The following is a 25,611-nucleotide window of genomic DNA, read 5'->3' as shown; positions in this document are numbered from 1 at the left end:
GTGCACAGGGGTGCAGAGAAGTGCGCCAACAAAGTTGGTATGGACCAATCGCGCTGTCAAGAGAAGGCGCGGGATTGGTCCATACCTGAGCAGGACGTGGCCGTTCGGGGGCGCGGGGAACTGGGCGAGCAACCACACGAATCCCGCACCCGGCGGACGATCTAGAGCGGCAGGACGGTGGCCGCACTCTCGACGGACTCCATCGGCGCCGGCAAGGCCGGCAACAACGCCGCCCCCTCGACGCGCTGCTGAGGCAAGGACACAGCCCGCAAGGGCCGCGGCCCGGAAACCACCGTGTAGTCCTGCCCGAGGAACGGCGGCTGGACCTCCCCGGGGTCCTCCCCGAGCGCCAACTGCACAGCCAGCCAAGGCGCATTGACCCCGCACAGGGACAGCTGATGCAGGCCCCCGGCAGGCCGCGTGTTGACATCCATCAGCACCGGCACCTCCCCGAACATCCGGAACTGGATGTTGGACAGATACCGCAGCCCGAACCCCTCGGCGATCCTCCGCGCCGGCTCCAGCCACTGCTCGTGCAGCGTGAACCCGCGCCGCCGCCCGTTCTTGGTACGGCCCACGGCCAGCCGCACCCGGTTGTCCGGCCCGGTGAGGCAGTCCACCGACACCTCCGGCTGCTCCAGCCGCGGCATCACCAGCCAGTCCACCGGCTCCTCGGCCTGCCGCAGCGCCTCGACGACCAGGTCGAGATGCACGTACGGGCTCGGGAAGCCGCTGAGGTGCACCAGCGAGAAGGGCGCGCGCGTGACGACCCGGAAGCCGACCCCGCCCGCCCCGGAGGCCGGCTTGAAGCACGCCTTGTGCCCGCCGGCCTCCAACTCCTCCACCGCGGCGAGGAGTTGGTCGGCGTCGCGGACCCGCCACCACGGCGGCACGGGCAGCCCGATCGCCTGGACCGCCTCGTACGCGACGATCTTGTCCTCGAAGACGGCGATCGCCTCCGGCGGCGGCGCCAGCAGAGCCGTACCGATCGCCTCGAACTCCGCGCGGTGCGCGGCGATCGCCGCCTGGTGCAGCCGGGGCACGAACACGTCGATGCCGCGCCGGGCGCACTGGTCCAGGGCGTACTCCACGTACCCGGCCGGGGACAGGCCCTCCGGCTCCAGCTCGGCGGTGTCGGCGGCGGCCAGCACCGGCGAGTCCGGGTCACCGTGCGTGGCATGGATCTCGACGGCCCGGTCGCTGGGATTTCGCCGCAGCTGATCCATGAAGAACACGTTCTCCGCGTACGTGCGGTTGAGCCAGACGCGTACGCGAGAGACCATGCAGGCCGCCTTTCACGGTTCGCGGGCAGGGCGGAGCGGCCCGTGCCCGGGCAGGATGGAGGGAGGGTCACCGAACCGCCCTGGCGAAGGGAGTTTCGGGGCGGTGGTGTTGGGGGGATCATACGGCTTTCCCGGGGTGCCGCGTGCAACGCGCGTGTTACGGATTCGGCGGCCCGGAGGGTGCCCGTGGCGCGCGGACCCGAACGCCTTGTCGCTCGCCCGCGGGATGTGTTGTTGTAGTGACGAACGGTGGACGAAGAGGTACGGCGAGGGCCGACCGAGGCCGACGAGGGGGCAGGCGCGTGGCGTCGAGGGCCGGCGGGGGCGGGCGGCTGCTGGCCATCAGCGACCTGCACATCGGGTATGCGGAGAACCGGGCGCTGGTGGAGAAGCTGCGTCCGGATTCGGAGGACGACTGGCTGCTGGTCGCCGGGGACGTGGCGGAGACGGTCGAGGACATCCACTGGGCCCTGGAACTGCTCGCGGACCGCTTCCGCAAGGTCGTCTGGGCGCCCGGCAACCACGAGCTGTGGACCCACCCGCGCGACACCGTCACCCTGCGCGGCGTCGCCCGCTACGAGCACCTGGTCGCGATGTGCCGGGACCTCGGCGTGCTCACCCCCGAGGACCCCTACCCGGTGTGGGAGGGCCCGGGCGGTCCGGCCCTGGTGGCGCCGCTGTTCCTGCTGTACGACTACTCCTTCCTGCCCAAGGACTGCGCGACCAAGGCCGAGGGGCTGGCCTACGCGCACAGCACCGGCATCGTGTGCAGCGACGAGCACCTGCTGCACCCCGACCCCTATCCCACGCGCGAGGCCTGGTGCCGGGCGCGGGTCGAGCTGACCGAGCGCAGGCTCGCCGAGGAGGCGGGTGACCTGCCGCTCGTGCTGGTCAACCACTATCCGACGGACCGGCACCCCATGGACATCCTGTGGTACCCCGAGTTCGCCATGTGGTGCGGCACCACGCTGACCGCGGACTGGCACCGCCGCTTCCGGGTGGCCGCCATGGTGTACGGCCATCTGCACATCCCCCGCAGCACCGTGCTGGAGTCAGTCCCCTTCGAGGAGGTCTCCCTCGGCTACCCCCGCGAATGGCGCCGCCGCGACCGGCCGCCGGGCATCCCCCGCCCGATCCTGCCGCGAGAGTCGCCCGAGCGGGGCACGCGGATCGAGCCGGCCGGGCGGACCGGGCAGGGCTGACTTGTCAGCCTCTGGGCTCGCAGCTCTGCAGCAGCCGGAAGAACTGCTCCTCGTTGCCTCTCAGACCCGCCTCCGCCAGCGCCTGCTCCGCCTCGGCGAGCACGGCCGGCGGCACGACGGGTGGCCGGCCGGAGCCCGGAGGGCCGTCACCACCTGAGTGGTCGAAGGCGGCCCGTACGGTGTGCAGCAGGCGCAGATACGCCTGGACGGCGGTGCGTTCACGGTCGGTCAGCACGGATGTGGTCATGGGTCGGTCTCCCCGTGTCGGATGCGCTTGCGCACCCTCCAGCTTGCCCGCCACCACTGACAATCCGGCCGAACGGCTCACGCCTCCGGGCGCTTGACGCTCTCCAGGAGCATGTCCAGCCACTCCGCGACCTTGTCACGGTGCTGGTCGGTGGGCAGTTGGGCGGCCCGCCAGGCGATGCCGCGCACCCCGTGGTCCTGGAGCAGCCGCTCCAGCGGGTCCTCGGGAGCCGAGGCGGCGGCCTCCCGCTCACGGTCGGCGAGCTTCTGCAGCAGATCCTGCTCGGTGCGCTGGAGGGCACCGGCGAGCGCCTCGCCGTCCTCGGCGGTCAGAAAACCGGCGTGGACACGGAAGAAGCGCTGGATGGCGTCGCAGTGCTCCATGGTCGGGCGCCGGTCGCCGTTGATGAGTGCCCCCGCCTGCTGCCGGGACATGCCCGCGCCGTCGGCGATCTCCTGCTGGGTGTAGCGGCGGCCGTTGGGCTTGAGCCGCGTGCGGCGCAGCAGATCGAGCCGCTGCACGAAACGGGCCTGCACATCGGGCTCACCCGCCTGGCGGCCCTGGAGGAGGTCCTTCACGACCGGCTCGGGGACACCGGAGGCCACGGACAGCCGCGCCGTGTCGAACACCTCCGTGTGCGGCACGCCGAGCCGGTCGGCGAGCGCGGTGACACGAGCGACGACGGCCGCCAGGACAGCCGACGCCGTGCCGCCCGGAACCTCGTAGCCATCCGTCACCGACGTGTCTCCTACGTCTCGCACAGCCATCTCGCATGTGGTCTCCGTGAACTTCCCGGAGCGTAGCGGGTGCTTCGAACTCACATCCAGGGCTCGCCACAACTGTGGCCAATTTCAGCCGTCAACAGTCACGGAATGCCACGATAGTTGACATGCCTACGGTCTGAGCAGCAGGATCGGGGCGCCGCGAGAAGGCCGCAGAGGCAAGAGGGGTGACCTCCCGATGGCATATCAGGCAGGTGGGCAGCGGCCGGCGCCGTGGCCCGCCCCCGTCAGTCCCCAGGCCCAGGAGTATCTGCGGGACTACGCCGCGCTCGTGGAGTCCGTCCCCTTTCCCTCACTCGTCGTCGACCACCGCTGGGACGTGGTCCTGGCCAACAGCGCGTTCGAGACACTTTTCCGGGGTGTCGGCCCGCATCCGTCGGCCATGCCCGGGGACAACTTCCTGAGGTTCGTCCTGTTCCACCCCGACGCGGCGTCCGTCCTCGGCGACCACGAGGCCCGCTGGTGTCTGCCGATGCTGGCCCACCTGGCGTCGGCCCTGGAGCGGCACGGCCACGACCCCGCCCTGCAGGCCGTGCGCCGCGAGATCGCCCAGGACCCGCTCATGGAGGCCGCCTACCGCCAGGGCCTGCCGCACTGGATGCGCGCCATGGGCGACGCGGCCGTGGAGCACGACGGCGCCGTACGGCCCCTGCTCCACCCCGACCCCAGCTGGGGCGCCACCGACTGCCGCATCGTCGACGAGACCCCCAAGTCCCTCCATGTCCTGGGCTACACGCGCCTGACGATGCTCCCCCAGGGCCGTCGCCCCGCCCCTCGCGCGGGCCACCGGCGCAACCGCCGACCGGCGGGCCACCTGACGGTGGTGTCGACCCCCGAGGGCTGAGGTACCCGAGGGCGGCGATCGGCGCAAGGGGGCCGGGCGCGCCCCGCCCCTCTGCGTACGGGTGACTTTCACGCAAACGCCACCACACCCTTCCCTGACGTTTGCTGCTCTTGGAACACTCCTTTCGCGCACATTCCATCAGCACGAGAGGTTGGTGTCCCCCACACATGCCTGAGGTCAACCGACGCAAATTCCTCCAACTCGCGGGCGCGACCACGGCCTTCACCGCGTTGGCGGGCAGCATCGAGCGTGCGGCCGCGCTCCCGGCCAACCACCGCTCGGGCACGATCGAGGACGTCGAGCACATCGTCGTCCTGATGCAGGAGAACCGTTCGTTCGACCACTATTTCGGAAAGCTCCGGGGCGTCCGCGGCTTCGGCGACCCGCACCCGGTACGGCTCGACAACGGCAAGTCGGTCTGGCACCAGAGCGACGGCACCCGGGAGGTGCTCCCCTTCCACCCGGAGGCCGACGACCTCGGCATGCAGTTCCTCGAGGGCCTCCCGCACGGCTGGACCGACGGGCAGCAGGCGTACAACGGCGGCAACTACGACAAGTGGCTGCCCGCCAAGGGCACCACGACCATGGCGTACCTGACCCGCGAGGACATCCCGTTCCACTACGCCCTCGCCGACGCCTTCACCGTCTGCGACGCCTACCACTGCTCCTTCATCGGCTCCACCGACCCGAACCGCTACTACGTGTGGACGGGCCACACCGGCAACGACGGCCAGGGCGGCGGCCCGGTCCTCGGCAACGACGAACTGGGCTACGACTGGACGACGTACCCCGAGCGCCTGGAGCGGGCGGGCGTCTCCTGGAAGATCTACCAGGACATCGGCGACGGCCTGGACGCGGCCGGCTCCTGGGGCTGGATCTCCGACGCCTACCGCGGCAACTACGGCGACAACTCGCTGCTGTACTTCAACAAGTACCGCAACGCGCAGCCCGGCGACCCGCTGTACGACAAGGCCCGCACCGGCACGAACGCCAAGGCGGGGGAGGGCTACTTCGACCGGCTGAAGGCGGACGTCCAGGCGGACAAGCTGCCGCAGATCTCCTGGATCGCCGCGCCCGAGGCGTTCTCCGAGCACTCCAACTGGCCCTCCAACTACGGAGCCTGGTACATCGCCCAGGTCCTGGACGCGCTCACCTCCAACCCGGCGGTGTGGGCGAAGACGGCCCTGTTCATCACGTACGACGAGAACGACGGCTTCTTCGACCACGTGCTGCCCCCGCTGCCCCCGCAGTCGGCCGCGCAGGGCAGGTCGACCGTCGACGTCTCGCTCGACCTCTACGCGGGCGACAGCAGGCGCCCGGCCGGCCCCTACGGGCTTGGCCCGCGGGTGCCGATGCTGGTGGTGTCGCCGTGGAGCAAGGGCGGGTTCGTCTGCTCGGAGACCTTCGACCACACCTCGGTCATCCGGTTCATGGAGAGCCGGTTCGGGGTGCGCGAACCGCACATCTCGCCGTGGCGCCGCGCCGTCTGCGGCGACCTGACCTCGGCCTTCGACTTCTCCCGCCCTGACAGCCGCCCGGCGTCCCTGCCGGACACCGGCGAGTACGCCCCCAAGGACCGCGAACGTCACCCCGACTACAGCCCGACCCCGCCCGCCGACCCGAGCCTGCCCCGCCAGGAGCGCGGCCTGCGCCCGGCCCGCCCGCTGCGGTACGCCCCCGCGGTCGACGGCGCCCTGGACGCGGCGGCCGGGAAGTACACGCTCACCTTCGCCTCCGGCGCGCGGGCCGGCGCCCAGTTCTGGGTCACCGGCGGCAACCGCACCGACGGCCCCTGGACGTACACCACCGAGGCCGGCAAGACCGTCTCGGACACCTGGAACACGGCGTACTCCAGCAACTTCTACGACCTGACCGTGCACGGCCCCAACGGCTTCCTGCGGGTCTTCCGCGGGCCAGGCAAGCAGGCGGGGCCCGAGGTCACCGCGCGCCACACGGGCGACCACATCGAGCTCACCTTCACCAACAAGGGCTCCCTCACCGCCCAGCTGAGGCTCAACGACGGCTACAGCGGTCAGCCCCGCGCGGTGAAGGTGCCCGCCGGCGCCACCGTGCGGCTCACGGTCGACCTGACGGAGAGCCGCCGCTGGTACGACCTGACCGTCACCTCCGACACCATGCCGATCTTCCTGCGCCGCTTCGTCGGCCATGTCGAGAACGGCCTGCCCGGCGTCAGCGACCCGTCGATCATCACCGACTGAGGCCGCAGGCCTGTAGGCACAGACGCCCCGGCCCGCCGCGCGCGGACCGGGGCATCTCTGCGGATCTGTCGGCTAGGCCACGAGCCGGGCGTCGACCGGTTCCGCCTGGGGCGAGGGCGGCACCGGTGTTCGTCGGCGCAGGCGGTGCGGCCGTTCCAGCGCCTCACCGGAAGGCTCCGGCTGTCCGTGCGCCTTCCCGGAAGGCTCCGGCTGTCCGTGCGGCTCCCCGGATGGTTCCGGTGCGCCGCGTGACAGCAGCACCACACCCCACGCCGCCAGCGCCGCTCCCGCCAGGGCCGTCAGGATGCCGGTCGCCCCGCCCTGGAGGTGCTCGCCGAGCAGGGAGAGGCCGATCAGCGCGGCCGCGACGGGGTTGGCGAGGGTGACCATGGCGAGCGGTCCGCCCAGGCCTCCCTTGTACGCGGTCTGCGACAGCAGCAGCCCGCCCGTCGCGAAGGCGGCGACCAGGACCGCGACGCCGATCACCTGGACGCTGAGCAGAGGTCCGCTGCGGTCGGTGGCGGCCACCGTCACCGTCTGGGTGAGCGCGGAGGCGACCCCGGAGGCGAGGCCCGAGGCGGTCGCGTGCCGCAGCCCCGGCCGGGCGCCGGGCCGGGACAGCAGGCCGATGAGCAGCGCGGCGGTGCCCGCGACCGTGAGCGCCTCGGCGGGACTCAGCACGTCGTCCGGCGCGGGCCCCGAGGCCGTGGCGAGCAGCGTGGCGAGGCCCGCCAGCGTGAGCGCCGTACCCCGCCACTCGGCCGCGCTCACCCGCCGGCCGGCCACCCGTGCGCCGAGCGGCACCGCGGCGACCAGGGTGAGCGCGCCCAGCGGCTGCACCACGGTCAGCGGCCCGTACTTCAGGGCCACCACGTGCAGCAGCGCGGCGGACGCGTTGAGCAGCACCGCCCACCACCAGGCCCCGCTGCCCAGCGTCCGCAGCAGGCCCGCGCCCGGGGAGCGGGAGGCGAGCCGTTCCTGAGCCACCGCGGCGGCGGCGTAGGCGACGGCGGAGAACAGGGAGAGGACGACGGCGAGGGAGAACGCGGCGTTCATCGGCCCGCCCCCACCAGCACGCCGTCCTCGGCCGGGGCGAGCTGCGCGGAGCCGCGGCCCGCGGTGCTGACCGTGCGGCGCGGCGCGTGCACCGCCGCCAGGGCGAGCCCGAGCAGCGCGGTCGCGACGATCGCGTCCAGCCAGTAGTGGTTCGCGGTCCCCACGATGACCAGCAGCGTCAGCAGCGGATGCGTGAGCCACAGCCACCGCCAGCGTGAGCGGGTGGCGACGATCAGGCCGATCGCCACCATCAGCGCCCAGCCGAAGTGCAGCGACGGCATCGCCGCGAACTGGTTGGAGAGATGGTCGGTCTGCGGCGGGCCGTACACCGAGGGCCCGTACACCCGGCCCGTGTCCACCAGGCCGGTCGTCGCGAGCATCCGCGGCGGGGCGAGCGGGAACGCCAGATGCAGCACCAGCGCGGCGGCGGTGACCGCGGCGAGCACCCGCCGGGCCCACACATAGTGCGCGGGGCGCCGCAGATAGAGCCAGACCAGGAAGGCGGCGGTGGCCGGGAAGTGCACGGTGGCGTAGTACACGTTGGCGGTGTGCACCAGCGAGTCGCCGTGCAGCAGCAGCGACTGCACCGAGCCCTCGTCGGGCAGCAGCACGGTCCGCTCCAGGTCCCACACATGGCGGGCGTTGCGGAAGGCCGCCTCGGTGTGCCCCGTGGCGAGCTGCCGGCCGAACTTGTACACGAGGAAGAGCCCCGCGACGAGCAGCAGCTCGCGCAGCAGCGGTGGCCGCTCGGTCCGTGCCTTCATCCCCGGCCCCTTCACTGACGACAGACGGTGTGGTGTGTGCGGTCCGTCGGCGTACCGATACGGGGAAGTACCGATACTGGACTGTACCGATACGCCAGTGTACCGATACGGTTAAGTACCGGTACACTGGCGTATCGGAAAGGTGCGTCACACTGGAGCAGTGACAGAGAGGAAGTGCCGATGACGTCGCAGGCCGCGGACCGACCGGAACAGGTCGCCTCGCGCCGCTCCAAGCTCACCCGGGAACGGGAGCAGGAGTTCTTCGACGCCGTACTCGACCAGATCCGCGAGTGCGGCTACGACGCCGTCACCATGGACGGCGTCGCCGCCAGCACGCGCTGCAGCAAGTCCACGCTCTACCGGCAGTGGAAGACCAAGCCCCAGTTCGTGGCGGCGGCGCTGCGCTCCAACCGCTGCCCGCGCTTCGCCGGCATCGACACCGGCTCGCTCGCCGAGGACCTGCGCGAGGCCGCCCGGGCCGCCGGCGGCACCTCCGACAAGGACCAGGGGCTGCTCCAGGCCCTCGGCCACGCCGTCATGCAGGACCGCGAACTCCAGCAGGCCCTGCGCGAGGCCCTCGTCGACCCCGAGATCAACGCGCTGCGCGACATCCTGCGGCGCGGTGTGGAGCGCGGCGAGGTCCCGGCGGACCATCCCGCGCTGGAGTACATCCCCGCCCAGATGTACGGCGTGCTGCGCGCACGCCCCGTCATCGAGGGCGAGTACGCCGACTCGGACTACCTGGTCCGGTTCGTCGAGGCCGCGGTGCTGCCCGTGCTCGGCCTCACCTGAAGACTCAGGTCGCCGTCCACGGGATGACTGGACGGCGACCTGACCGCGCCGCACCGTGGGGACGGGGGCGGCGCGCACCCCCCGGCCGGGTGGAGTGCCTCTGGAGCGGAGAGGCACCCCACCCGGCCGTCGTATGCCCTGCGACGCCTCAGACGTCCTGCCCGTCGCCGCCGCCGGAGGACGCCTCGATGCCCTCGGTGACGTCGTCGAGGATCGACAGCGGCTGGTCCACGTCCAGTCCGAAGCGGACCACCACCAGCCGGCCCTTGTCGGCGGGCGAGGGGAACACCAGCGACTGGACGTAGCCGTCCGAGCCCTTGCTGGTGATCGCCTTCCAGCGCACCACATAGCCCTTCTGCCCGGCCACGGTGACCGCTTTCGAGGCCAGCACCTGGTGCGAGGTGATCTCCCCGTAGCTGCCGCCGTAGGACTCCTTGGCGTTCGCGGCGATGTCCGCCTTCGCCACCGCCTCCGGCGTGGTGCCCTTGGTGCCCAGGAGCTCGGCCGGAGCCGAGTACGCGCCGCCCTTGGTGCACTGCTGGGAGGGGTCGGCCGGGCACTTGTAGGTGGTCTCGGACGTCATCTGCGCGCCCACCGTCATCGCCTGGCCCGACCAGCCCTCGGGCACCGGCATGCTGATCGCGTTGACGGAGTCCTGGAGCGTGCCGCCGCCCTCGACCTCGGGCGCCCGGCCGCCGCCGGGGCTCTCCTCGGGGCTCTTCTCGGGGTCCGGCGAGGGCCCGCCGGACCCGCCGCCGTCACCGAACGGGCCGCCCTGCCCGCCGTCCCGGCCGTCCGGCGCGCCCCGGTCCTGCTGGGTGCCGGCCCGGTCCGAGCCGCCGTCGTCCTTGGTCAGCGCGTACACACCGACCCCGATGCTCGCGAGCACCGCCGCCGCCACCGCGACCGCTATCCCCGTACGCAGCCCACGCCGCTGCCCGGCCGGAGCCGCGCCGGGCTGACCCGGATAGCCGGGGTAGGCGGGAAACGCGGCCTGCGTCGGCATCGCCGCGAAACCGGGCCGGCCGGGCTGGGCCGGCGGGCCCTGGTAGCCCGGCTGTGCCGGCGGCGGCCCCCAGGGTGCGGCCGAGCCCGCGGGACGGATCCGCTCCGTCCATGCCCCGCCGTCCCACCAGCGCTCGGTGGCGGGGCCGTCACTTTTCTGCCCGGGGTCGGGGTACCACCCGGGGGGAGTCACCTGCGTCATACCCCCACCGTATGAGGCAACCGTGAAAGCGCGATGAGAGGGCGGCCTCCGCGCCCACGGGAAGCGGCGGAACCCGGGCAGATGAGGCCGTAAGGCACCGAAAGGGTGTCAACTCCCCCCGCGGCCGCCCCCGATGGCGTCGCTCCGTGGCAGCTCACCGGCCCCGCGCGTCGCCCGCGCGCACTCTCCGTCACCCGTGACGGCAACAGGTGCGCCGACCCGCCACCGCCGGGCCCGCCGGACGGCTACGCTCGACCTCTGTACGTCGTCCGGGCGACTTGGGGAGGTAGCGGGATGACGGAGGTACGGCCCACGGCGGCCGCCTCGGCTTCCCTGTGGGAGCGTGACGAGGAAGTCGCCGCCATCGCACGGGCGGTCGACATTCTGTGCGCCGACCGCGCGTCCGCGGGCAGCCTGCTGCTGTACCGCGGCGAAGCCGGCCTCGGCAAGACCGCCCTGCTGCACGAGGCCCGCCGTATCGCCGAGGAACGCGGCTGCACCGTCTGGTCCGCCCGGGGCGGCGAGGCCCTGCGGTCCGTCCCCTTCCACGTCGTACGCCAACTGCTGCAGCCCGCCCTCGTCTCGATGCTGCCGGAGGAGGCCCGTGACTACCTCGACGACTGGTACGACATCGCAGGGCCGGCCCTCGGCATAGTCGAGCCGACGGAGCGTCAGGCCGACCCGCAGGGCGTGTGCGACGGCCTCGTCGCCGCCGTACGCCGCCTCGCCCGGCGCGAGTACCCGCTGGTGCTGCTGATCGACGACGCCCACTGGGCCGACCAGGAGACCCTGCGCTGGCTCGCCGCGTTCGCCGAGCGCATCGACGACCTGCCCGTGCTCGTGCTGGTCGCCCGCAGGCCCGGCGAGACGGCCGGGGAGAGCGCCCGCTACCTCGAGGAGATCGCCGCCTCGGGCCGGACCGTCACCAACCTCAGCGCCCTCACCCCCGACGCCACCGCCGGGCTGACCCGCGCCACCCTCGGCGCCCACGCCGACGCCCCGTTCTGCCGCGAGGTCTGGGCCGTCACCGGCGGCAACCCCTACGAGACCGTCGAACTCCTCGCCAAGGTCCAGGACAGCGAACTGGAACCGACCGAGACCTCGGCCGGTGAACTGCGCGCCCTGAACCGCTCGGCACGCGGCGGCGGACTGGTCGCCCGGCTGGAGGGACTCGGCATCGAGGCCACCCGGTTCGCCTGGGCCGCCGCCATCCTCGGCACCGGCATCTCCGTCGACCTCGTCGCCAAGCTCGCCACCATGCCCCGCGACGAGGCCGCGCGCTGCGCAGAACTGCTCCAGGGCGCCCGCATCCTCACCACGCCCGACCAACCCGAGAGCGGCGAGCTGGAGTTCGTGCACCCGCTGATCGCCAGCGCCGTCTACAACTCCATCCCCGAGGCGCTGCGCACCGCCATGCACGGCATCGCCGCCAAGGTCGTCACCGACTCCGGCCTCGGCGCCGCGGCCGCCTCCCGCCATCTGCTCCAGGTCCACCCGGACGACGACGCCGAACTCGTCGGTCAACTGCGCGAGGCCGCCGCCGAACACCTCGCCGTCGGCGCCCCGGACGCCGCCCGCCGCTGCCTGGAACGCGCCCTGGAGGAACCGCCCCGGCCCGAGGTGCACGCCCAGGTGCTCTACGAACTGGGCTGCGCCACCCTGCTCACCGCGCCCGCCACCACCATCGGCCATCTGCGCACCGCCCTGTCCATGCCCGGCCTGGACGGCGACGAGCGCGTGGACGCCGTCTTCCGCCTCTCCCAGGCGCTCCTCCACAACGACCAGCTGGAACAGGCCGTCCGCACCGTCGAGGCGGAGGCCGCCCGGCACGAGGACGGGCCCGCGAGGCTGCGCCTGCAGGCCGTGCAGTACATGTGGGAGGGCATCTACGCCGGCGAGGCCACGTCCCCCGGCCGCTCCGAGCGGCTCGCCCGGCTCGCCGCCACCTGCACCGGCCGCGACAACTCCGAGCGCGCCCTGCTCATCCTGCGCGGCTTCGACGCCATGACCCACGGCGAGAACGCCGAGGAAGTCGTCGAGCTGTGCGACCGCGCCCTCGTCAACGGCCGCCTCGCACCCGGCCTCGGCTGGACCGACACCGAGTGGGGCATCGAGCTGCTGATGATGCTCGGCAGCTCCTACGCCTACGCCGACCGGCTCGACCGCGCCGAGAGCCTGTTCTCCGAGGCCCTGCGCGCCTACACCACGGCCGGCTGGAGCGGCGGCCACCTCTCCCTGGCCAACGCCTTCCTGGGCCTCGCCTACCGCAGACAGGGCCAACTGCGCGACGCCGAGAAGGTCCTGCGCGAGTCGCTGCGCCTGGCCGAGCGCGTCGGCCGGGGCCTGCCCCTGTACTGGTCGGCGACCTGCGGGCTCGTCGACACCCTGCTGGCCCGCGGCCATGTCGAGGACGCCTGGGCGATCGCCGAGCAGTACGGCTTCGCCCCGCCCTACCCGTCCACCATCGTGCTGCCGGACACCCGCTCCGTGCGCGGCCGGCTGCTGCTGGCCGTCGGCCGCACCAAGGAGGGCATCAACGAACTGGGCGAGGCGGAGAAGGCGGCCGCCGCCCGCGGCGGACACAACCCCGTCCTCGCGCCCTGGACCGTCGACCTCGCCCGCGCGCTCGCCGCGGAGGACCCGGCCCGGGCCGCCCAACTGGCCGCCGACGCCCGGCGCCAGGCCGAGCGGTTCGGCACCGACACCGCGATCGGCGAGGCCCTGCGCTGCGCGGCCGCCCTGGAGACGGGACAGGAGAAGGTGCGCCTCGCCGCCAAGGCCGTCGCCTTCCTGGAGGCCTCGCCCTGCCAGTACGAGCACGCGGCCGCCCGGATCGAGCACGGCCTCGCGGCCCGCTCGGTGGCCGAGCTCAACCGCGGCCTGTCCCTGGCCCGCTCCTGCGGCGCGGACGGCCTGGTCGCCCAGGCGCGCGAGGCGCTGGAGAGGGGACAGGGACTGAGCTAGTCCATCAGGGCTCGCGCCAGGCCCGCGTTGGGCTCGGCTCGGCCCTCGGCTCAGGCTCTGGCTCAGGCCTTGGCGAACACCACCCACACCTGGCCCTGGGCGAAGTTGACCGGCTCGCCGTCCTTTGTCGCGAACCGCGTGCCGTCGTCGGCCGTCGGCCGCGACCAGGTCACGTCGTAGGCCTTGCCGTCGCGCAGCACCTTCGCCCGGCCCGTGCCGACCGTCTCGGTGAACGGCGTGTTGTTGCCCAGCGAGTCGTAGTAGTCGGACTTGCGCAGCTTCACGTACTGCACCACGACCGTCGCCGGAGCGAGCCGGCCCCCGTCGGTGGTCGTCGCGCCCACTCCGTCCATCGAGACCAGCCAGCCGCCCTGGCTCGCCGACCAGATGAAGGTGAACCGGGCCGCGGGGTACTTCACCGTCTCGTAGGCGTCGGGCGTCCCGCCCTCGGGCGCGGCGCCGTAGGAGAAGCCGGTGGTCAGCGCGGCGGCGCCGGGCGCCTCGGGCAGCAGCGCGGCGGGCCGCAGATAGAGGTTGTGCGGGGCCGGCCGGTCAGGACCCCGGTAGAACGCGCCCGACGTCCGCCCCGGCGGCTCCGCCCGCAGCGGCGCCCGGTCGATCAGCGGCATCAGCTTGCTCTGCGCCCCCGAGTAGGCGAGCGTCGGCTGTTCGAACTGGCGCAGCAGCTCCAGATCGGTCTCCCGGGCGCTGCGCACCGGCCCGACCGCCGCCGGCAGCTCGCTCGCGTAGACCGCCATCAGCCGGCTCATGCCGCCCTCGACCTGCTCGGCGTAGACGACGTCCGCGCTGTTCAGGCCGGTGTGCGGGCGGGCGTGGCGGGAGTTGTCGATCTTCACCGCGAGGACGGACCCGGCGGCCGCCCGGCTGTGCCCGGGCTTCTGGTCCGGGCTGCTCCCGTCGTCCTTGGAGCCGCCGTTCCCCGAGGTGCAGCCCGCGGCCAGGGAGGCCGCCAGCGCGGCGGCCAGCAGCGCCGCCGTCGTTCTGCCGCGCCATGCTCGCGCTCTGTGTGCCGTACCCACCGTCGCCACCCGCCCGTTCTCTGCCATGATTGTGCGCTTGTCAGGTCATTGCAGGCCATACCCCCTCCTGCGGGCGCCGGGCCGCACATCCCCCATTGGCCGCCCGGAATCGGCCCGATCGGCCCACGCCCGGTTCACCGCGGCCGGCCCGGGTACCCGGGCGGCGGCCGGCCCGGGACGAGCACAGGGACGAGCAGAGGGGATCGCGTGATGAAGGCTGTGACCTGGCAGGGCAAGCGGGACGTACGCGTGGAGGACGTGCCCGACCCGCGGATCGAGGAGCCGACGGACGCCGTCATCCGGGTCACCTCCACCGGGCTGTGCGGCTCGGACCTGCATCTGTACGAGGTGCTCACCGCGTTCATGACGCCCGGCGACATCCTCGGCCACGAGCCGATGGGCATCGTCGAGGAGGTCGGCGCAGGAGTGCCCGACCTCGCGGCGGGGGACCGGGTCGTGGTGCCCTTCCAGATCGCCTGCGGCAACTGCTGGATGTGCCTGAACGCGCTGCCCACCCAGTGCGAGACCACCCAGGTCACCGGCGAGCACATGGGCGCCGCCCTGTTCGGCTACACCCGGCTCTACGGCTCCGTGCCCGGCGGCCAGGCCGAGTATCTGCGCGTGCCGCAGGCCCAGTTCGGGCCCATCAAGGTGCCCGAGGGCCCGCCCGACGACCGGTTCCTCTACCTCTCCGACGTCCTGCCCACCGCCTGGCAGGCCGTCGCCTACGCGGATGTCCCCGAGGGCGGCAGCATCGCCGTCCTCGGCCTCGGCCCCATCGGCGACATGGCCTGCCGGGTCGCCCAGGTCCGCGGCGCGGGGCGGGTGTTCGGGGTGGACCTGGTGCCGGAGCGGCTGGAGCGGGCACGGGCGCGGGGCGTCGAGACGTACGACCTGAGGGCCTTCGACGACGAGAAGGAGCTGGTCACGGCGATCCGCGACCAGACCGACGGGCGGGGCCCGGACGCCGTGATCGACGCGGTCGGCACCGAGGCGCACGGCAGCGCCGCCGCCCGCCTCGCCCAGCAGGCGGCCTCACTGCTGCCCCGGAAGATCGGCGGGCCCCTCGCCGAGCGGTTCAGCGTGGACCGGCTCGCCGCCCTCCACACCGCGATCGAGCTGGTCCGCCGCGGCGGCACGCTGTCCCTCGTCGGCGTCTACGGCGGCATGGCCGACCCGCTGCCCATGCTCACCCTGTTCGACAAGCAGCTCCAGATCCGCATGGGCCAGGCCAACGTACGCCGCTGGAGCGACGAGATCCTGCCCTACCTCACCGACGAGGACCCCCTCGGCGTCGACGACTTCGCCACCCACCGGCTGCCGCTGAGCGACGCGCCGCACGCGTACGAGATGTTCCAGCGCAAGCAGGAGGGCGCGGTGAAGGTGCTGATGCAGCCCTGACTCAGGAACGCTCGCCGAGGATCTCCGCGAGGTCGTAGCGCACCGGCTCCTCCAGTTGCGCGTAGGTGCAGCTGTCCGCCGTACGGTCCGGGCGCCAGCGGCGGAAGCGGGCCGTGTGGCGGAAGCGCGCGCCGTTCTCCATGTGGTCGTAGGCGACCTCCGCCACCCGCTCCGGGCGCAGCGGCACCCAGGACAGGTCCTTCTTGCCCGACCAGCGGCTCGGCGCCCCCGGCAGCCGGGCCGTCTCGTGCGCGGCCTCGTCCGACCAGGCCGCCCACGGATGCCCCGCGACCTCGTCCATCCGCAGCGGCTCCAGCTCCTGCACCAGCTCGGCGCGCTTCTGCATCGTGAAGGCCGCCGAGACACCGACGTGCTGGAGGGTGCCCCTGTCGTCGTAGAGGCCGAGCAGCAGCGAGCCGACCACGGGGCCGCTCTTGTGGAAGCGGTAGCCCGCCACGACGACGTCCGCGGTGCGCTCGTGCTTGACCTTGAACATGGCCCGCTCGTCCTGGAGGTAGCGCACGGTCAGCGGCTTGGCGATCACACCGTCGAGACCCGCCCCCTCGTACTGCTCGAACCAGCTCTGCGCGGTCTCGAGGTCCGTCGTCGCGGGAGCCAGGTGCACCGGCGGGGTCACGTCCTGAAGAGCCCTGGTGAGCAGGGCCCGGCGATCGGTCAGCGGGACGTCGAGGAGCGACTCGTCGTCCAGGGCCAGCAGATCGAACGCCACGAACGACGCCGGCGTCCGCTCGGCCAGGGTGCGCACCCGGGAGTCGGCGGGGTGGATGCGCTCGGTCAGCGCATCGAAGTCCAGCCGCCCCTCACGCGCGATCACGATCTCCCCGTCCAGCACGCACCGCTTCGGCACCCGCTCCCGCAGCGCCCCCACCAGTTCCGGGAAGTACCTGGTCAGCGGCTTGCCGGTACGGCTGCCCAGCTCGACCTCGGTGCCGTCGCGGAACACGATCGCCCGGAAGCCGTCCCACTTCGCCTCGTACTGCATCCCGGGCGGGATCTTCGCCACCGACTTGGCGAGCATCGGCTTCACGGGCGGCATGACGGGCAGGTCCATAAATCGACTCTAAGAGCCGACCGCCGGGCCTGCCCCTGGTGGATACGGCGGCTAGACCGACAGCGGCACCGGGTGGATCTCGTCGGGGGCGCCGCCGAGGCGCTCGTGGACCCGGGTCACGGCCTCGGCCGACGGTGCCTCCGTCAGGCAGAAGACCGTCCCCGACTCCGGGTCCGCCCAGGTGTGCTCGATGTGCACACCCATCTCCTTCTCCATCGCTACGGCCGCGTCATGGCCCTGGCGCAGCTGGTCCGCCGTGACGCCGGGCATCCCCCCGTGATGGACGTCCATGAACATCGTCATGACCCCGCACCTCTTCTCCGTACGCGCCGGTTCCTGCTCCTTCCATCCTGCGTCCGCGGAGGTCCGATATGCGAGGTTTGGGGCGTACGCCTACCGTGACTCGCATGGGTGACGCGGTGGAGCTGGAGGTGGGCGGCCGGATCGTACGGCTGTCCAACCCGGACAAGGTCTTCTTCCCCGAGCGCGGCTACACCAAGCTGGACCTCGCTCGCTACTACCAGGCGGTCGCCCCCGGCATCCTGCGCGCCCTGCGCGACCGCCCCACCACCCTGGAGCGCTATCCCGACGGGGTGACCGGCGAGTGGTTCTACCAGAAGCGGGCGCCGAAGAACATGCCCGACTGGATCCCCACCGCCCACATCACCTTCCCCAGCGGACGCAGCGCCGACGAGATGTGCCCCACCGAGGAGGCCGCCGTGCTCTGGGCCGCCCAGTACGGCACCCTCACCTTCCACCCCTGGCCGGTGCGCCGCACCGACGTGGACCGGCCCGACGAACTGCGCATCGACCTCGATCCGCAGCCCGGCACCGACTACGCCGACGCCGTCCGCGCCGCCCATGAACTGCGCGCCGTGCTGGACGAGTTCGGCGGACTGCGCGGCTGGCCCAAGACCTCCGGCGGACGCGGACTGCATGTCTTCGTGCCGATCGAACCGCGCTGGACCTTCACCCAGGCCCGCCGCGCCGCCATCGCGGTCGGCCGGGAGCTGGAGCGCCGGATGCCGGAGCAGGTGACCATCAAGTGGTGGAAGGAGGAGCGCGGCGAACGCATCTTCATCGACTACAACCAGACCGCCCGCGACCGCACCATCGCCTCCGCCTACTCCGTACGCCCCCGCCCGCACGCCCCTGTCTCCGCGCCGCTGCGCTGGGAGGAGGTCGGGGAGGCCCAGCCCGGCGACTTCGACATCACGACCATGCCCGCGCGGTTCGCCGAGCTCGGCGACGTCCACGCCGGCATGGACGAGCACGCCTACTCCCTGGACGCCCTGCTGGAGCTGGCCACCAAGGACGAACACGACCACGGCCTCGGCGACCTGCCCTATCCGCCGGAGTACCCGAAGATGCCGGGCGAGCCGAAGCGGGTGCAGCCGAGCCGGGCGAGGAAGCCGGGGCCGGAACCCTCCTGATGTCTGGCTATCCTGATCGGCGAGCCGCCGATGAGGAGTTGAGCCGTGACCGAGACCGCGCCGCGCCCCACCCTGGAGGCCGTGGCCGCGCGGGCCGGGGTGTCACGAGCCACCGCCTCCCGCGTGGTCAGAGGCGGCGACGGAGTGCGCGGACCCCTCGTGGAGAGGGTCCTGCGAGCCGTCGAGGAACTGGGATACGTCCCCAACCAGGCGGCGCGCAGCCTGGTGACGCGGCGGCACGACGCCGTCGCGGTCGTCGTCGCCGAACCCGAGACACGGGTCTTCGCCGACCCGTTCTTCGCCCTCCATCTGCGCGGCATCGGCAAGGAGCTGACCGCCCACGACAACCAGCTCGTCCTGCTGCTCACCGAGGGCCGCGAGGACCACGCCCGGGTGGGCCGCTATCTCGCCGCCGGACATGTCGACGGCGCGCTGGTGTTCTCGCTGCACCTCGACGACCCACTGCCCGGCCTGATCCGGCGGGCCGGGGTCCCGGCCGTGTTCGGCGGACGCCCCGGCTGGGCCGACGAGGCGGACGGGGACGCCGCGCCGACGGTGTACGTGGACTGCGACAACAGGGGCGGCGCGCGGGACGCCGTACGGCACCTGGCAGGGCTCGGCCGCACGCGGATCGCGCACATAGCGGGGCCGCTGGACCAGACGTCCGCCGTGGACCGGCTCGACGGCTACCGCGACGTGGTGGGCGAGGCCGACCCCCGGCTGATCGCGCAGGGCGACTTCACGCCGGCCGGCGGGGAGCGGGCGATGCGCGAACTGCTTCAGCGATGCCCCGACCTGGACGCGGTCTTCGCCACCAACGACCTGTCCGCCGCGGGCGCCCTGCGCGTGCTGCGCGAGCACGGGCGGCGGGTGCCCGAGGACGTCGCCCTGATCGGCTTCGACGACCTGCTCCCGGTCGCCGAGCAGACCGACCCGCCCCTGACCACGGTCCGCCAGGACATAGAGGAGATGGGCCGCCGCATGGCCCGCCTGCTCCTCGACCACATCACCGACGGCACCGCACCCCACCCCGGCGCCACCATCCTGCCGACGACACTGGTCCGCCGGGCGAGCGCCTAGCCAGGGGCTGTCTTTCGGATCAGGTCGGCTGCAGTCGGCCCTAGCCGCGCGCCGCGCTGGTCATGACCGCGAAGCGGGCCCCGTACGGGTCGGCCAGTCTGGCGACGCGGCCGACGTCAGGGATGTCGGTGGGGGGTGTGCGGACCGTGCCGCCCAGTTCGCGGGCCCGGGCGGCGGTCGCGTCGGTGTCCGTCACCTCGACGTAGACCAGCCAGTACGGGTCGCCCGTTTCGCCGGAGTCGTCGTCGAGCGGGACCAGGCCGCCGAACATGGCGTCCTCGCCCTGCCCGGAGGGGTTGACGCAGGTGTAGGAGCCGCCGGGGAAGATGACCGAGGAGGTCTCCCAGCCGAGCACCTTGTGATAGAAACCGGCGGCCGCGGCGATGTCCGGTGTGTACAGCTCCAGCCAGCGCAGGGAGCCGGGCTCCTGCACCAGGTCCACGCCCTTGTTCAGACCGGGCTGCCAGACGCCGAACGGCACGCCCGCCCGGTCGCCGAGGATCGCCATGCGGCCCTGGTCCGTCACGTCCATCGGCTCGAACACGACCGAGCCGTGCGCCGCCCGTACGGCCTCGGCCGTGGCGTCGGCGTCGGGGGTGTGGAAGTACACCGTCCAGGACGGCGGGCCCTGTTCGGGCGTGGTCTGCATGCCCCCGGCGACGGTCCGGCCGTCGAGCTGGAACAGGCCGTACCCGCCGACCTCGGGTCCGCCCGGGACGAACCGCCAGCCGAACAGGTCGCCGTAGAAGGCGGCCGCGCCGTCGATGTCCGGCGTACCGACGTCGATCCAGTTCGGCGCGCCATGGACGAAACGGGTGGTGAGCATCGTCGCCCTCCTCGGCAGGGGTCCGCTGTCCGCACTGCCGAGTCTCGCACCGCCCACTGACAACCGCGCGCCGCCGTGCGCGGCGCGTCCGGGACGGGCATCATCGACCGGCCGGGGGCCCTGCGGGACGTCCGTTGATCCCGCGTTGATCGAACGTTTTTCGCCGCCCGGCACGATCTCGTGCATGCCCAACGACACCCTCACCCCGGCCGCCCCCGCCTGGCAGGCCCAGGCCCTGTGCGCCGAGACCGGGGCCGACTTCTTCTTCCCCGAGCCCGGCAGCTCGGTCCGCGAGGCCAAGCGCATCTGCGCCATGTGCGACATGCGCCCGGCCTGCCTGGAGTACGCCCTCGAACACGACGAACGCTTCGGCGTCTGGGGCGGCCTCTCCGAGAAGGAACGCCTGACCCTGCGCCGCACCTCCCGCTGACGCCCTGCGCCGCCGGGCGGCCGGGCGGCCGGGGTCGGCTCAGCCGGCCGCGCGCGCGGCCATACGGGCCTTGCGGGCCGCCAGCTTCTCGTCGAACTTGGCGGCCTCCGCGTCGAGGCCGCCCATGAAGAGGCCCAGCTCCTCCTGGGCCTGCAGGCCCTCGGGGCCGAGGCCGTCGATCTCCAGCACCTTGAGGAAGCGCAGGACGGGCTGGAGGACGTCGTCGTGGTGGATGCGGAGGTTGTAGACCTCGCCGATGGCCATCTGCGCGGCGGCCCGCTCGAAGCCGGGCATCCCGTGGCCGGGCATCCGGAAGTTGACCACGACGTCCCGCACGGCCTGCATGGTGAGGTCCGGCGCGAGCTCGAAGGCGGACTTGAGCAGGTTGCGGTAGAAGACCATGTGCAGGTTCTCGTCGGTCGCGATGCGCGCCAGCATCCGGTCGCACACCGGGTCGCCGGACTGGAAGCCGGTGTTGCGGTGCGAGATGCGGGTCGCCAGCTCCTGGAAGGCGACGTACGCGATCGAGTGCAGCATCGAGTGCCGGTTGTCCGACTCGAAGCCCTCGCTCATATGAGCCATGCGGAAACGTTCCAGCTGGTCAGGGTCCACCGCGCGGGACGCCAGCAGGTAGTCCCGCATGACGATGCCGTGCCGGCCCTCCTCCGCGGTCCAGCGGTGCACCCAGGTGCCCCAGGCGCCCTCCCGGCCGAACAGCGTGGCGATCTCGTGGTGGTAGCTGGGCAGGTTGTCCTCGGTCAGCAGGTTGACGACCAGTGCGATCCGGCCGATCTCGGTGACCTTCGACTGACCCTTTTCCCAGGCCTCGCCGTCCTCGAAGAGGCCCGGGAAGTTACGGCCGTCGCTCCACGGCACGTACTCGTGCGGCATCCAGTCCTTGGCGACCTTCAGGTGCCGGTTCAGCTCGGTCTCGACGACTTCCTCCAGTGCGTACAGCAGCCGGGCGTCGGTCCAGACGGCGGGGCTGCCGAGATGGGGGGAAGTGATCGTCACAGGTACTCCAGGAGGCCACGGGGTCAAGCGGAACGCACCGGCGCGAAGCGCCGGAACCTACGGGATCGTAGGCTACGAATCCGTAGGTTACGAAGCCGTAGGTTAAGGCCGCAGTAAAGAACCCTGTCAAGATCGCTGGTCAGCGGCCTGCGGCGGAGATGCAGACAGCCCCGGGACCCGCAGGTCCCGGGGCTGTCCGGTGGGTCGGCTCACCCGATCAGGTGTACAGCTCACGCAGCCGCACCGAGAGACATGTCACACAGCCCTCCAGCTTCTCGAACTCGGAGATGTCCACCACGACCGGCTCGTACCCGAGCGAGGCGTACAGTTCGGCGGTCTTCGGCGCGCTCGCGGCCATCAGCAGCTTGTTGCCGCCGAGGAGCACCACGTGCGCCCCCGACTCCTCCGGAACCGGAAGGAAACGCCCGAACAGCGACGGCGTGTCCATCATCGGGATGTGCCCCACGACCGTCCCGTCCGGCAGCGCGGTCACCGCCGTCTTCAGATGCAGCACCTTCGTCACCGGCACCGACACCACCCGCGCGCCCAGCGGCTCGAAGGCCGCCCGCAACTGCTGCACCCCGGCCGCGTTGGTGCGCCCGCCCCGCCCGACGTAGATCATGTCGCCGATCTTCAGCACATCGCCGCCGTCCAGCGTGCCCGGCTCCCAGATCCAGTTCACCGAGCAGCCGAGACTCGCCACGGCCTCCTCGACCGCGGCGGTCTCCGCCCGCCGGGACTCCGCGCCGGGGCGCGAGATCAGCGCGACGTTCTTGTACATCACGACCGTGTCCTCGACGAACACCGCGTCCGGGCAGTCGTCCGCGGGGTCCACCTCGATGGTCTCCCAGCCGTGCTCGCGCAGCGCCTCGCCGTACGCCTCCCACTGCTCCACCGCGAGCTCGGCGTCGACCTCGGCGCGCTCGATGTGCGTGACGAGGCCGTCGGCGAGACGGGGTCCGGGGCGGCGGATGAGGGCCTTCTTGCTGGGCACGAGGGTGTCTCCGTATCGGTGGGGCTTCACCGGCGCGTTGTCGCTGCGCCGGTTGGCCATCATGCAATGCGGTCCGGTCCGGACAAAACCCCCGGGGTCAGGATGTGGCCCTCCTGAGATACTCCGCGGTAACCGGCCCCTAGGCCGGATGTGCGACGTCCTCCGGTGTGATCTCCTTCAGTTCTCCCTCCTCCACCAGCAGCCAGCGCGTGATGCCGATCGACTCCAGGAACGGCAGGTCGTGACTGGCCACGATCAGCGCCCCCTCGTAGGACTCCAGGGCCGAGGTGAGCTGCCGTACGCTCGCCATGTCCAGGTTGTTCGTCGGCTCGTCCAGCATCAGCAGCTGCGGGGCCGGCTCGGCCAGCATCAGCGCGGCCAGCGCGGCCCGGAAGCGTTCGCCGCCGGACAGCGTGGACGCCTGCTGGTCGGCGCGGGCGCCCCGGAACAGGAAGCGCGCGAGACGCGCCCGGATCCTGTTGTTGGTGGCGCCCGGCGCGAACCGGGCCACGTTCTCGGCGACCGTCAGGTCGTCGTCGAGGACGTCCAGCCGCTGGGGCAGGAACCGGTGCGGCACATGGGCCGTCACCTCGCCCGACACCGGCGCCAGTTCCCCGGCGATGGTGCGCAGCAGCGTCGTCTTGCCCGCGCCGTTGCGCCCGATCAGCGCCACCCGCTCCGGCCCGTGCAGATCGAGCCCGCCCTTGACCCGGCCGCCGTACGCCGGCTCCAGGTCCCGGAGCGTGAGCACGGTCCGGCCCGGCGGTACGGCGGTGTACGGCAGGTCGACACGGATCTCGTCGTCGTCCCGTACGGCCTCCGCCGCCTCGTCGAGCCGGTCCCTGGCCTCGGCGAGCTTCTCCTCGTGCATGATGCGGTGCTTGCCGGCGGACACCTGGGCCGCCCGCTTGCGCGCCCCCATGACGATCTTGGGCTCGCGTTTCTGCTCGTACATCTTCTGGCCGTACCGCTTGCGGCGGGCCAGCTTCACAGTGGCGTCGACCAGCTCGCGCTTCTGCTTCTTCAGGTCGGCCTCGGCCACGCGGACCATCCGCTCGGCGGCCTCCTGTTCGGTGGCGAGGGCCTCCTCGTAGGCGGAGTAGTTTCCGCCGTACCAGGTGACCCCGCCGGCGCGCAGATCGGCGATCTGGTCGACCAGGTCGAGCAGTTCACGGTCGTGGCTGACCACGACCATGATGCCCGGCCAGGTCCGCACGGCCTCGTACAGCCGTCGACGGGCGTACAGGTCGAGGTTGTTGGTCGGCTCGTCCAGCAGCAGCACGTCCGGGCGCCGCAGCAGCAGTGCGGCCAGGCGCAGCAGCACCGACTCGCCGCCCGACAGCTCGCCGATCGTGCGGTCCAACTCGATGTGCCCGAGCCCCAGTTCGCCGAGCGTGGCGAGGGCGCGCTCCTCGACGTCCCAGTCGTCGCCGACCGTCTCGAAGTGCGCCTCGGACACGTCGCCCGCCTCGATGGCGTGCAGCGCGGCACGCTGCTCGGCGATCCCGAGGGCCTCGTCGACCTTCAGGCCGGTGTCGAGCGTGACGTTCTGCGGGAGATGGCCGACCTCGCCCGCGACGCGCACGGTGCCGTCGCCGGGCTCGAGTTCACCGGCGATGAGCTTCAACAGCGTTGATTTCCCCGCCCCGTTGACGCCGACCAGCCCGGTGCGGCCGGGCCCGAAGGAGACGTCGAGGCCGTCGAGCACGGTGGTGCCGTCGGCCCAGGAGAAGGACAGGGAGGTACAGGTGATGGAAGTAGACATAAGGCGCCTCCGCGGTTGCTCGCAGTGATCAAGGGCAAACGCGTGTCGAGACACCGCGACCACGGAAGGACGAGACGGCCCGGGGCATGGAAAAAGCCCTGTTCGTCGGGGGACAGCTCGCATACCGAGGTCGCACGCGGCGGAACACACCTCAAGAGGTGTGACGCGGTGTCTCAGGACCTCAGTAGAGCAACGTCCTTCTCCGATCGACGACAACAGGACCTTCTACACCGTACGGGCGACCCCTGTGCCTGTCAACGGATTACCGGCGGGCTCCGCCCGCACGGCGATGTCGGATTCCTGCCAGACCCCGTACGCCCGGGGCTGGTTGAGTGATCCGCATGACGACGAACCCGCACCCGCTCCACGGCCTCGCTCATGCCTTCCGCGCCCTGCACGTCCCCGGCCGCCCCCTGGTCCTGCCCAACGCCTGGGACCTGGCCAGTGCCCGCCTGGTGGAGGACGCGGGCGCCGCCGCGGTGGCCACCACCAGCGCCGGCCTCGCCTGGGCCCTCGGCACCGCCGACGGCGACCGGCTGGAGCGGGACCGCGCGCTCGGGGCCGTCGCCGGGATCGCGGCGGCCGTGCGGGTGCCGGTGACCGCGGACATCGAGAGCGGCTACGCGAACGACGCGGCCGGGGTCGGCGACACCGTCCGCGCGGTGATCGCCGCCGGCGCGGTCGGCGTCAACATCGAGGACGCCCTGTACGAGCCCGGGGCCGGCCCGCTGCGGCCGGTCGCCGAGCAGGCCGAGCGGATCGCCGCCGCGAGGGAAGCCGCCGACGCCGAAGGGGTGCCGCTGTTCGTGAACGCCCGGATCGACACCTTCCTGCGCGGTGCCGGGGAAGTGGACCTCACCCTGGAGCGGGCCGCCGCGTTCGTGGCCGCGGGCGCCGACGGGATCTTCGTCCCCGGGGCCGTCGACCCGGGAACCGTCAAGCTGCTCGCCGACGGCATCGACGCGCCGCTGAACGTCATGGCAGGGCCCGGCGCGCCGTCGGTCGCCGAACTCGCCGCGCTCGGTGTCGCGCGCGTCAGCGTCGGCGCGGGCCTCGCCCTCGCCGTCCACGCGCTGACCCGCCGGGCCGCGCGGGAGCTGCTGGCCGACGGGACGTACGAGGCACTGACCGACGGGGCCGACTACGGGGAGCTCAACGCCCTGTTCACCAAGGAGCGTTGAAGGTCCGGGCCGGCC

At 72.4% G+C, this 25,611-nt stretch carries 23 protein-coding genes and 1 pseudogene; 10 read left to right on the top strand and 14 right to left on the bottom strand.

Going from position 1 to position 25,611, the window contains the following annotated elements; all coding sequences use genetic code 11:
* Positions 1-161 precede the first annotated feature (161 nt).
* Positions 162-1,283, bottom strand: coding sequence for an ATP-grasp domain-containing protein (locus RKD23_RS07355; RefSeq protein WP_424852910.1), 1,122 nt, complete (start codon positions 1,281-1,283; stop codon positions 162-164).
* 302 nt (positions 1,284-1,585) lie between these two features.
* Between RKD23_RS07355 and RKD23_RS07350 the strand changes: the two genes are divergently transcribed.
* Positions 1,586-2,485, top strand: coding sequence for a metallophosphoesterase family protein (locus RKD23_RS07350; protein ID WP_424852909.1), 900 nt, complete (start codon positions 1,586-1,588; stop codon positions 2,483-2,485).
* Between the two features lie 4 nt (positions 2,486-2,489).
* Here the strand turns inward: RKD23_RS07350 and RKD23_RS07345 are convergent, their stop codons facing one another.
* Both RKD23_RS07345 and RKD23_RS07340 read right to left on the bottom strand, forming a co-directional pair.
* Positions 2,490-2,732 carry a hypothetical protein gene (locus tag RKD23_RS07345; RefSeq protein WP_424852908.1) on the bottom strand — a complete coding sequence of 81 codons (243 nt, stop codon included), beginning with the start codon at positions 2,730-2,732 and terminating at the stop codon, positions 2,490-2,492.
* A gap of 77 nt (positions 2,733-2,809) precedes the next feature.
* Positions 2,810-3,469, bottom strand: a complete 660-nt coding sequence (locus RKD23_RS07340; protein WP_424852907.1) for a helix-turn-helix domain-containing protein — start codon at positions 3,467-3,469, stop codon at positions 2,810-2,812.
* Positions 3,470-3,692: 223 nt separating this feature from the next.
* Between RKD23_RS07340 and RKD23_RS07335 the strand changes: the two genes are divergently transcribed.
* Positions 3,693-4,358 (top strand): hypothetical protein, encoded by a 666-nt coding sequence (locus RKD23_RS07335; protein WP_424852906.1) that lies wholly within the window; start codon positions 3,693-3,695, stop codon positions 4,356-4,358.
* 167 nt (positions 4,359-4,525) lie between these two features.
* Entirely contained in the window at positions 4,526-6,577 is a 2,052-nt protein-coding gene (locus tag RKD23_RS07330; protein WP_424852905.1) for a phosphocholine-specific phospholipase C, read from the top strand.
* A 72-nt stretch (positions 6,578-6,649) separates the two neighbouring features.
* Here RKD23_RS07330 and RKD23_RS07325 read toward each other — a convergent pair whose 3' ends face one another.
* Positions 6,650-7,633: a hypothetical protein gene (locus tag RKD23_RS07325; RefSeq protein ID WP_424852904.1), complete on the bottom strand. Its 984-nt coding sequence runs from the start codon at positions 7,631-7,633 to the stop codon at positions 6,650-6,652.
* Positions 7,630-8,397 carry a phosphatase PAP2 family protein gene (locus RKD23_RS07320; RefSeq protein ID WP_424852903.1) on the bottom strand — a complete coding sequence of 256 codons (768 nt, stop codon included), beginning with the start codon at positions 8,395-8,397 and terminating at the stop codon, positions 7,630-7,632. The genes RKD23_RS07325 and RKD23_RS07320 overlap by 4 nt, the downstream gene beginning before the upstream one ends.
* A gap of 180 nt (positions 8,398-8,577) precedes the next feature.
* Here RKD23_RS07320 and RKD23_RS07315 point away from each other — a divergent pair, with 180 nt between their 5' ends.
* Positions 8,578-9,189, top strand: a complete 612-nt coding sequence (locus tag RKD23_RS07315; RefSeq protein ID WP_424852902.1) for a TetR/AcrR family transcriptional regulator C-terminal ligand-binding domain-containing protein — start codon at positions 8,578-8,580, stop codon at positions 9,187-9,189.
* A gap of 148 nt (positions 9,190-9,337) precedes the next feature.
* On the opposite strand, the gene RKD23_RS07310 is transcribed toward RKD23_RS07315, so the two are convergent.
* Positions 9,338-10,396 carry a DUF2510 domain-containing protein gene (locus RKD23_RS07310; RefSeq protein ID WP_424852901.1) on the bottom strand — a complete coding sequence of 353 codons (1,059 nt, stop codon included), beginning with the start codon at positions 10,394-10,396 and terminating at the stop codon, positions 9,338-9,340.
* Between the two features lie 294 nt (positions 10,397-10,690).
* Here RKD23_RS07310 and RKD23_RS07305 point away from each other — a divergent pair, with 294 nt between their 5' ends.
* Positions 10,691-13,360, top strand: a complete 2,670-nt coding sequence (locus RKD23_RS07305; RefSeq protein WP_424852900.1) for an ATP-binding protein — start codon at positions 10,691-10,693, stop codon at positions 13,358-13,360.
* 62 nt (positions 13,361-13,422) lie between these two features.
* Here the strand turns inward: RKD23_RS07305 and RKD23_RS07300 are convergent, their stop codons facing one another.
* Complete coding sequence (locus tag RKD23_RS07300) at positions 13,423-14,427, bottom strand: DUF3048 domain-containing protein (RefSeq protein WP_424852899.1); 1,005 nt, start codon at positions 14,425-14,427, stop codon at positions 13,423-13,425.
* A 183-nt stretch (positions 14,428-14,610) separates the two neighbouring features.
* On the opposite strand from RKD23_RS07300, the gene RKD23_RS07295 reads away from it, so the two are divergent.
* The gene (locus tag RKD23_RS07295; protein ID WP_424852898.1) at positions 14,611-15,801 is read left to right on the top strand and encodes a zinc-dependent alcohol dehydrogenase; all 1,191 of its coding nucleotides are present in this window, start codon (positions 14,611-14,613) and stop codon (positions 15,799-15,801) included.
* A gap of 1 nt (position 15,802) precedes the next feature.
* Here RKD23_RS07295 and RKD23_RS07290 read toward each other — a convergent pair whose 3' ends face one another.
* Positions 15,803-16,873, bottom strand: coding sequence for an ATP-dependent DNA ligase (locus RKD23_RS07290; protein WP_424852897.1), 1,071 nt, complete (start codon positions 16,871-16,873; stop codon positions 15,803-15,805).
* Between the two features lie 51 nt (positions 16,874-16,924).
* Positions 16,925-17,176 carry an SCO4226 family nickel-binding protein gene (locus tag RKD23_RS07285; protein ID WP_424852896.1) on the bottom strand — a complete coding sequence of 84 codons (252 nt, stop codon included), beginning with the start codon at positions 17,174-17,176 and terminating at the stop codon, positions 16,925-16,927.
* Between the two features lie 104 nt (positions 17,177-17,280).
* On the opposite strand from RKD23_RS07285, the gene ligD reads away from it, so the two are divergent.
* Positions 17,281-18,306, top strand: a complete 1,026-nt coding sequence (gene ligD / locus RKD23_RS07280; protein ID WP_424852895.1) for a non-homologous end-joining DNA ligase — start codon at positions 17,281-17,283, stop codon at positions 18,304-18,306.
* A gap of 45 nt (positions 18,307-18,351) precedes the next feature.
* Entirely contained in the window at positions 18,352-19,386 is a 1,035-nt protein-coding gene (locus RKD23_RS07275; RefSeq protein WP_424852894.1) for a LacI family DNA-binding transcriptional regulator, read from the top strand.
* Positions 19,387-19,426: 40 nt separating this feature from the next.
* Here RKD23_RS07275 and RKD23_RS07270 read toward each other — a convergent pair whose 3' ends face one another.
* Positions 19,427-20,212: a VOC family protein gene (locus RKD23_RS07270; protein WP_424852893.1), complete on the bottom strand. Its 786-nt coding sequence runs from the start codon at positions 20,210-20,212 to the stop codon at positions 19,427-19,429.
* Positions 20,213-20,396: 184 nt separating this feature from the next.
* Here RKD23_RS07270 and RKD23_RS07265 point away from each other — a divergent pair, with 184 nt between their 5' ends.
* The gene (locus tag RKD23_RS07265; protein WP_424852892.1) at positions 20,397-20,642 is read left to right on the top strand and encodes a WhiB family transcriptional regulator; all 246 of its coding nucleotides are present in this window, start codon (positions 20,397-20,399) and stop codon (positions 20,640-20,642) included.
* 39 nt (positions 20,643-20,681) lie between these two features.
* Here RKD23_RS07265 and RKD23_RS07260 read toward each other — a convergent pair whose 3' ends face one another.
* The 4 genes and pseudogenes from RKD23_RS07260 to RKD23_RS07245 all read right to left on the bottom strand — a co-directional run.
* Positions 20,682-21,656, bottom strand: coding sequence for an acyl-ACP desaturase (locus RKD23_RS07260; RefSeq protein ID WP_424852891.1), 975 nt, complete (start codon positions 21,654-21,656; stop codon positions 20,682-20,684).
* 217 nt (positions 21,657-21,873) lie between these two features.
* Positions 21,874-22,650 (bottom strand): dimethylargininase, encoded by a 777-nt coding sequence (ddaH, locus tag RKD23_RS07255; protein WP_424852890.1) that lies wholly within the window; start codon positions 22,648-22,650, stop codon positions 21,874-21,876.
* A 139-nt stretch (positions 22,651-22,789) separates the two neighbouring features.
* Positions 22,790-23,521, bottom strand: coding sequence for an ATP-binding cassette domain-containing protein (locus RKD23_RS07250; RefSeq protein ID WP_424858189.1), 732 nt, complete (start codon positions 23,519-23,521; stop codon positions 22,790-22,792).
* 351 nt (positions 23,522-23,872) lie between these two features.
* Positions 23,873-24,415 (bottom strand): annotated as a pseudogene (locus tag RKD23_RS07245) (ATP-binding cassette domain-containing protein); the annotation flags it as partial.
* Positions 24,416-24,756: 341 nt separating this feature from the next.
* Between RKD23_RS07245 and RKD23_RS07240 the strand changes: the two are divergent.
* Positions 24,757-25,596, top strand: a complete 840-nt coding sequence (locus tag RKD23_RS07240) for an isocitrate lyase/PEP mutase family protein (RefSeq protein ID WP_424852889.1) — start codon at positions 24,757-24,759, stop codon at positions 25,594-25,596.
* Positions 25,597-25,611 lie beyond the last annotated feature (15 nt).

Origin of the sequence: Streptomyces sp. SAI-170, assembly GCF_049739565.1 — a bacterium.
Lineage (GTDB): Bacteria > Actinomycetota > Actinomycetes > Streptomycetales > Streptomycetaceae > Streptomyces.
Note: the sequence above shows the minus strand (reverse complement) of the source record. Positions and strands in the feature narration are given on the sequence as shown.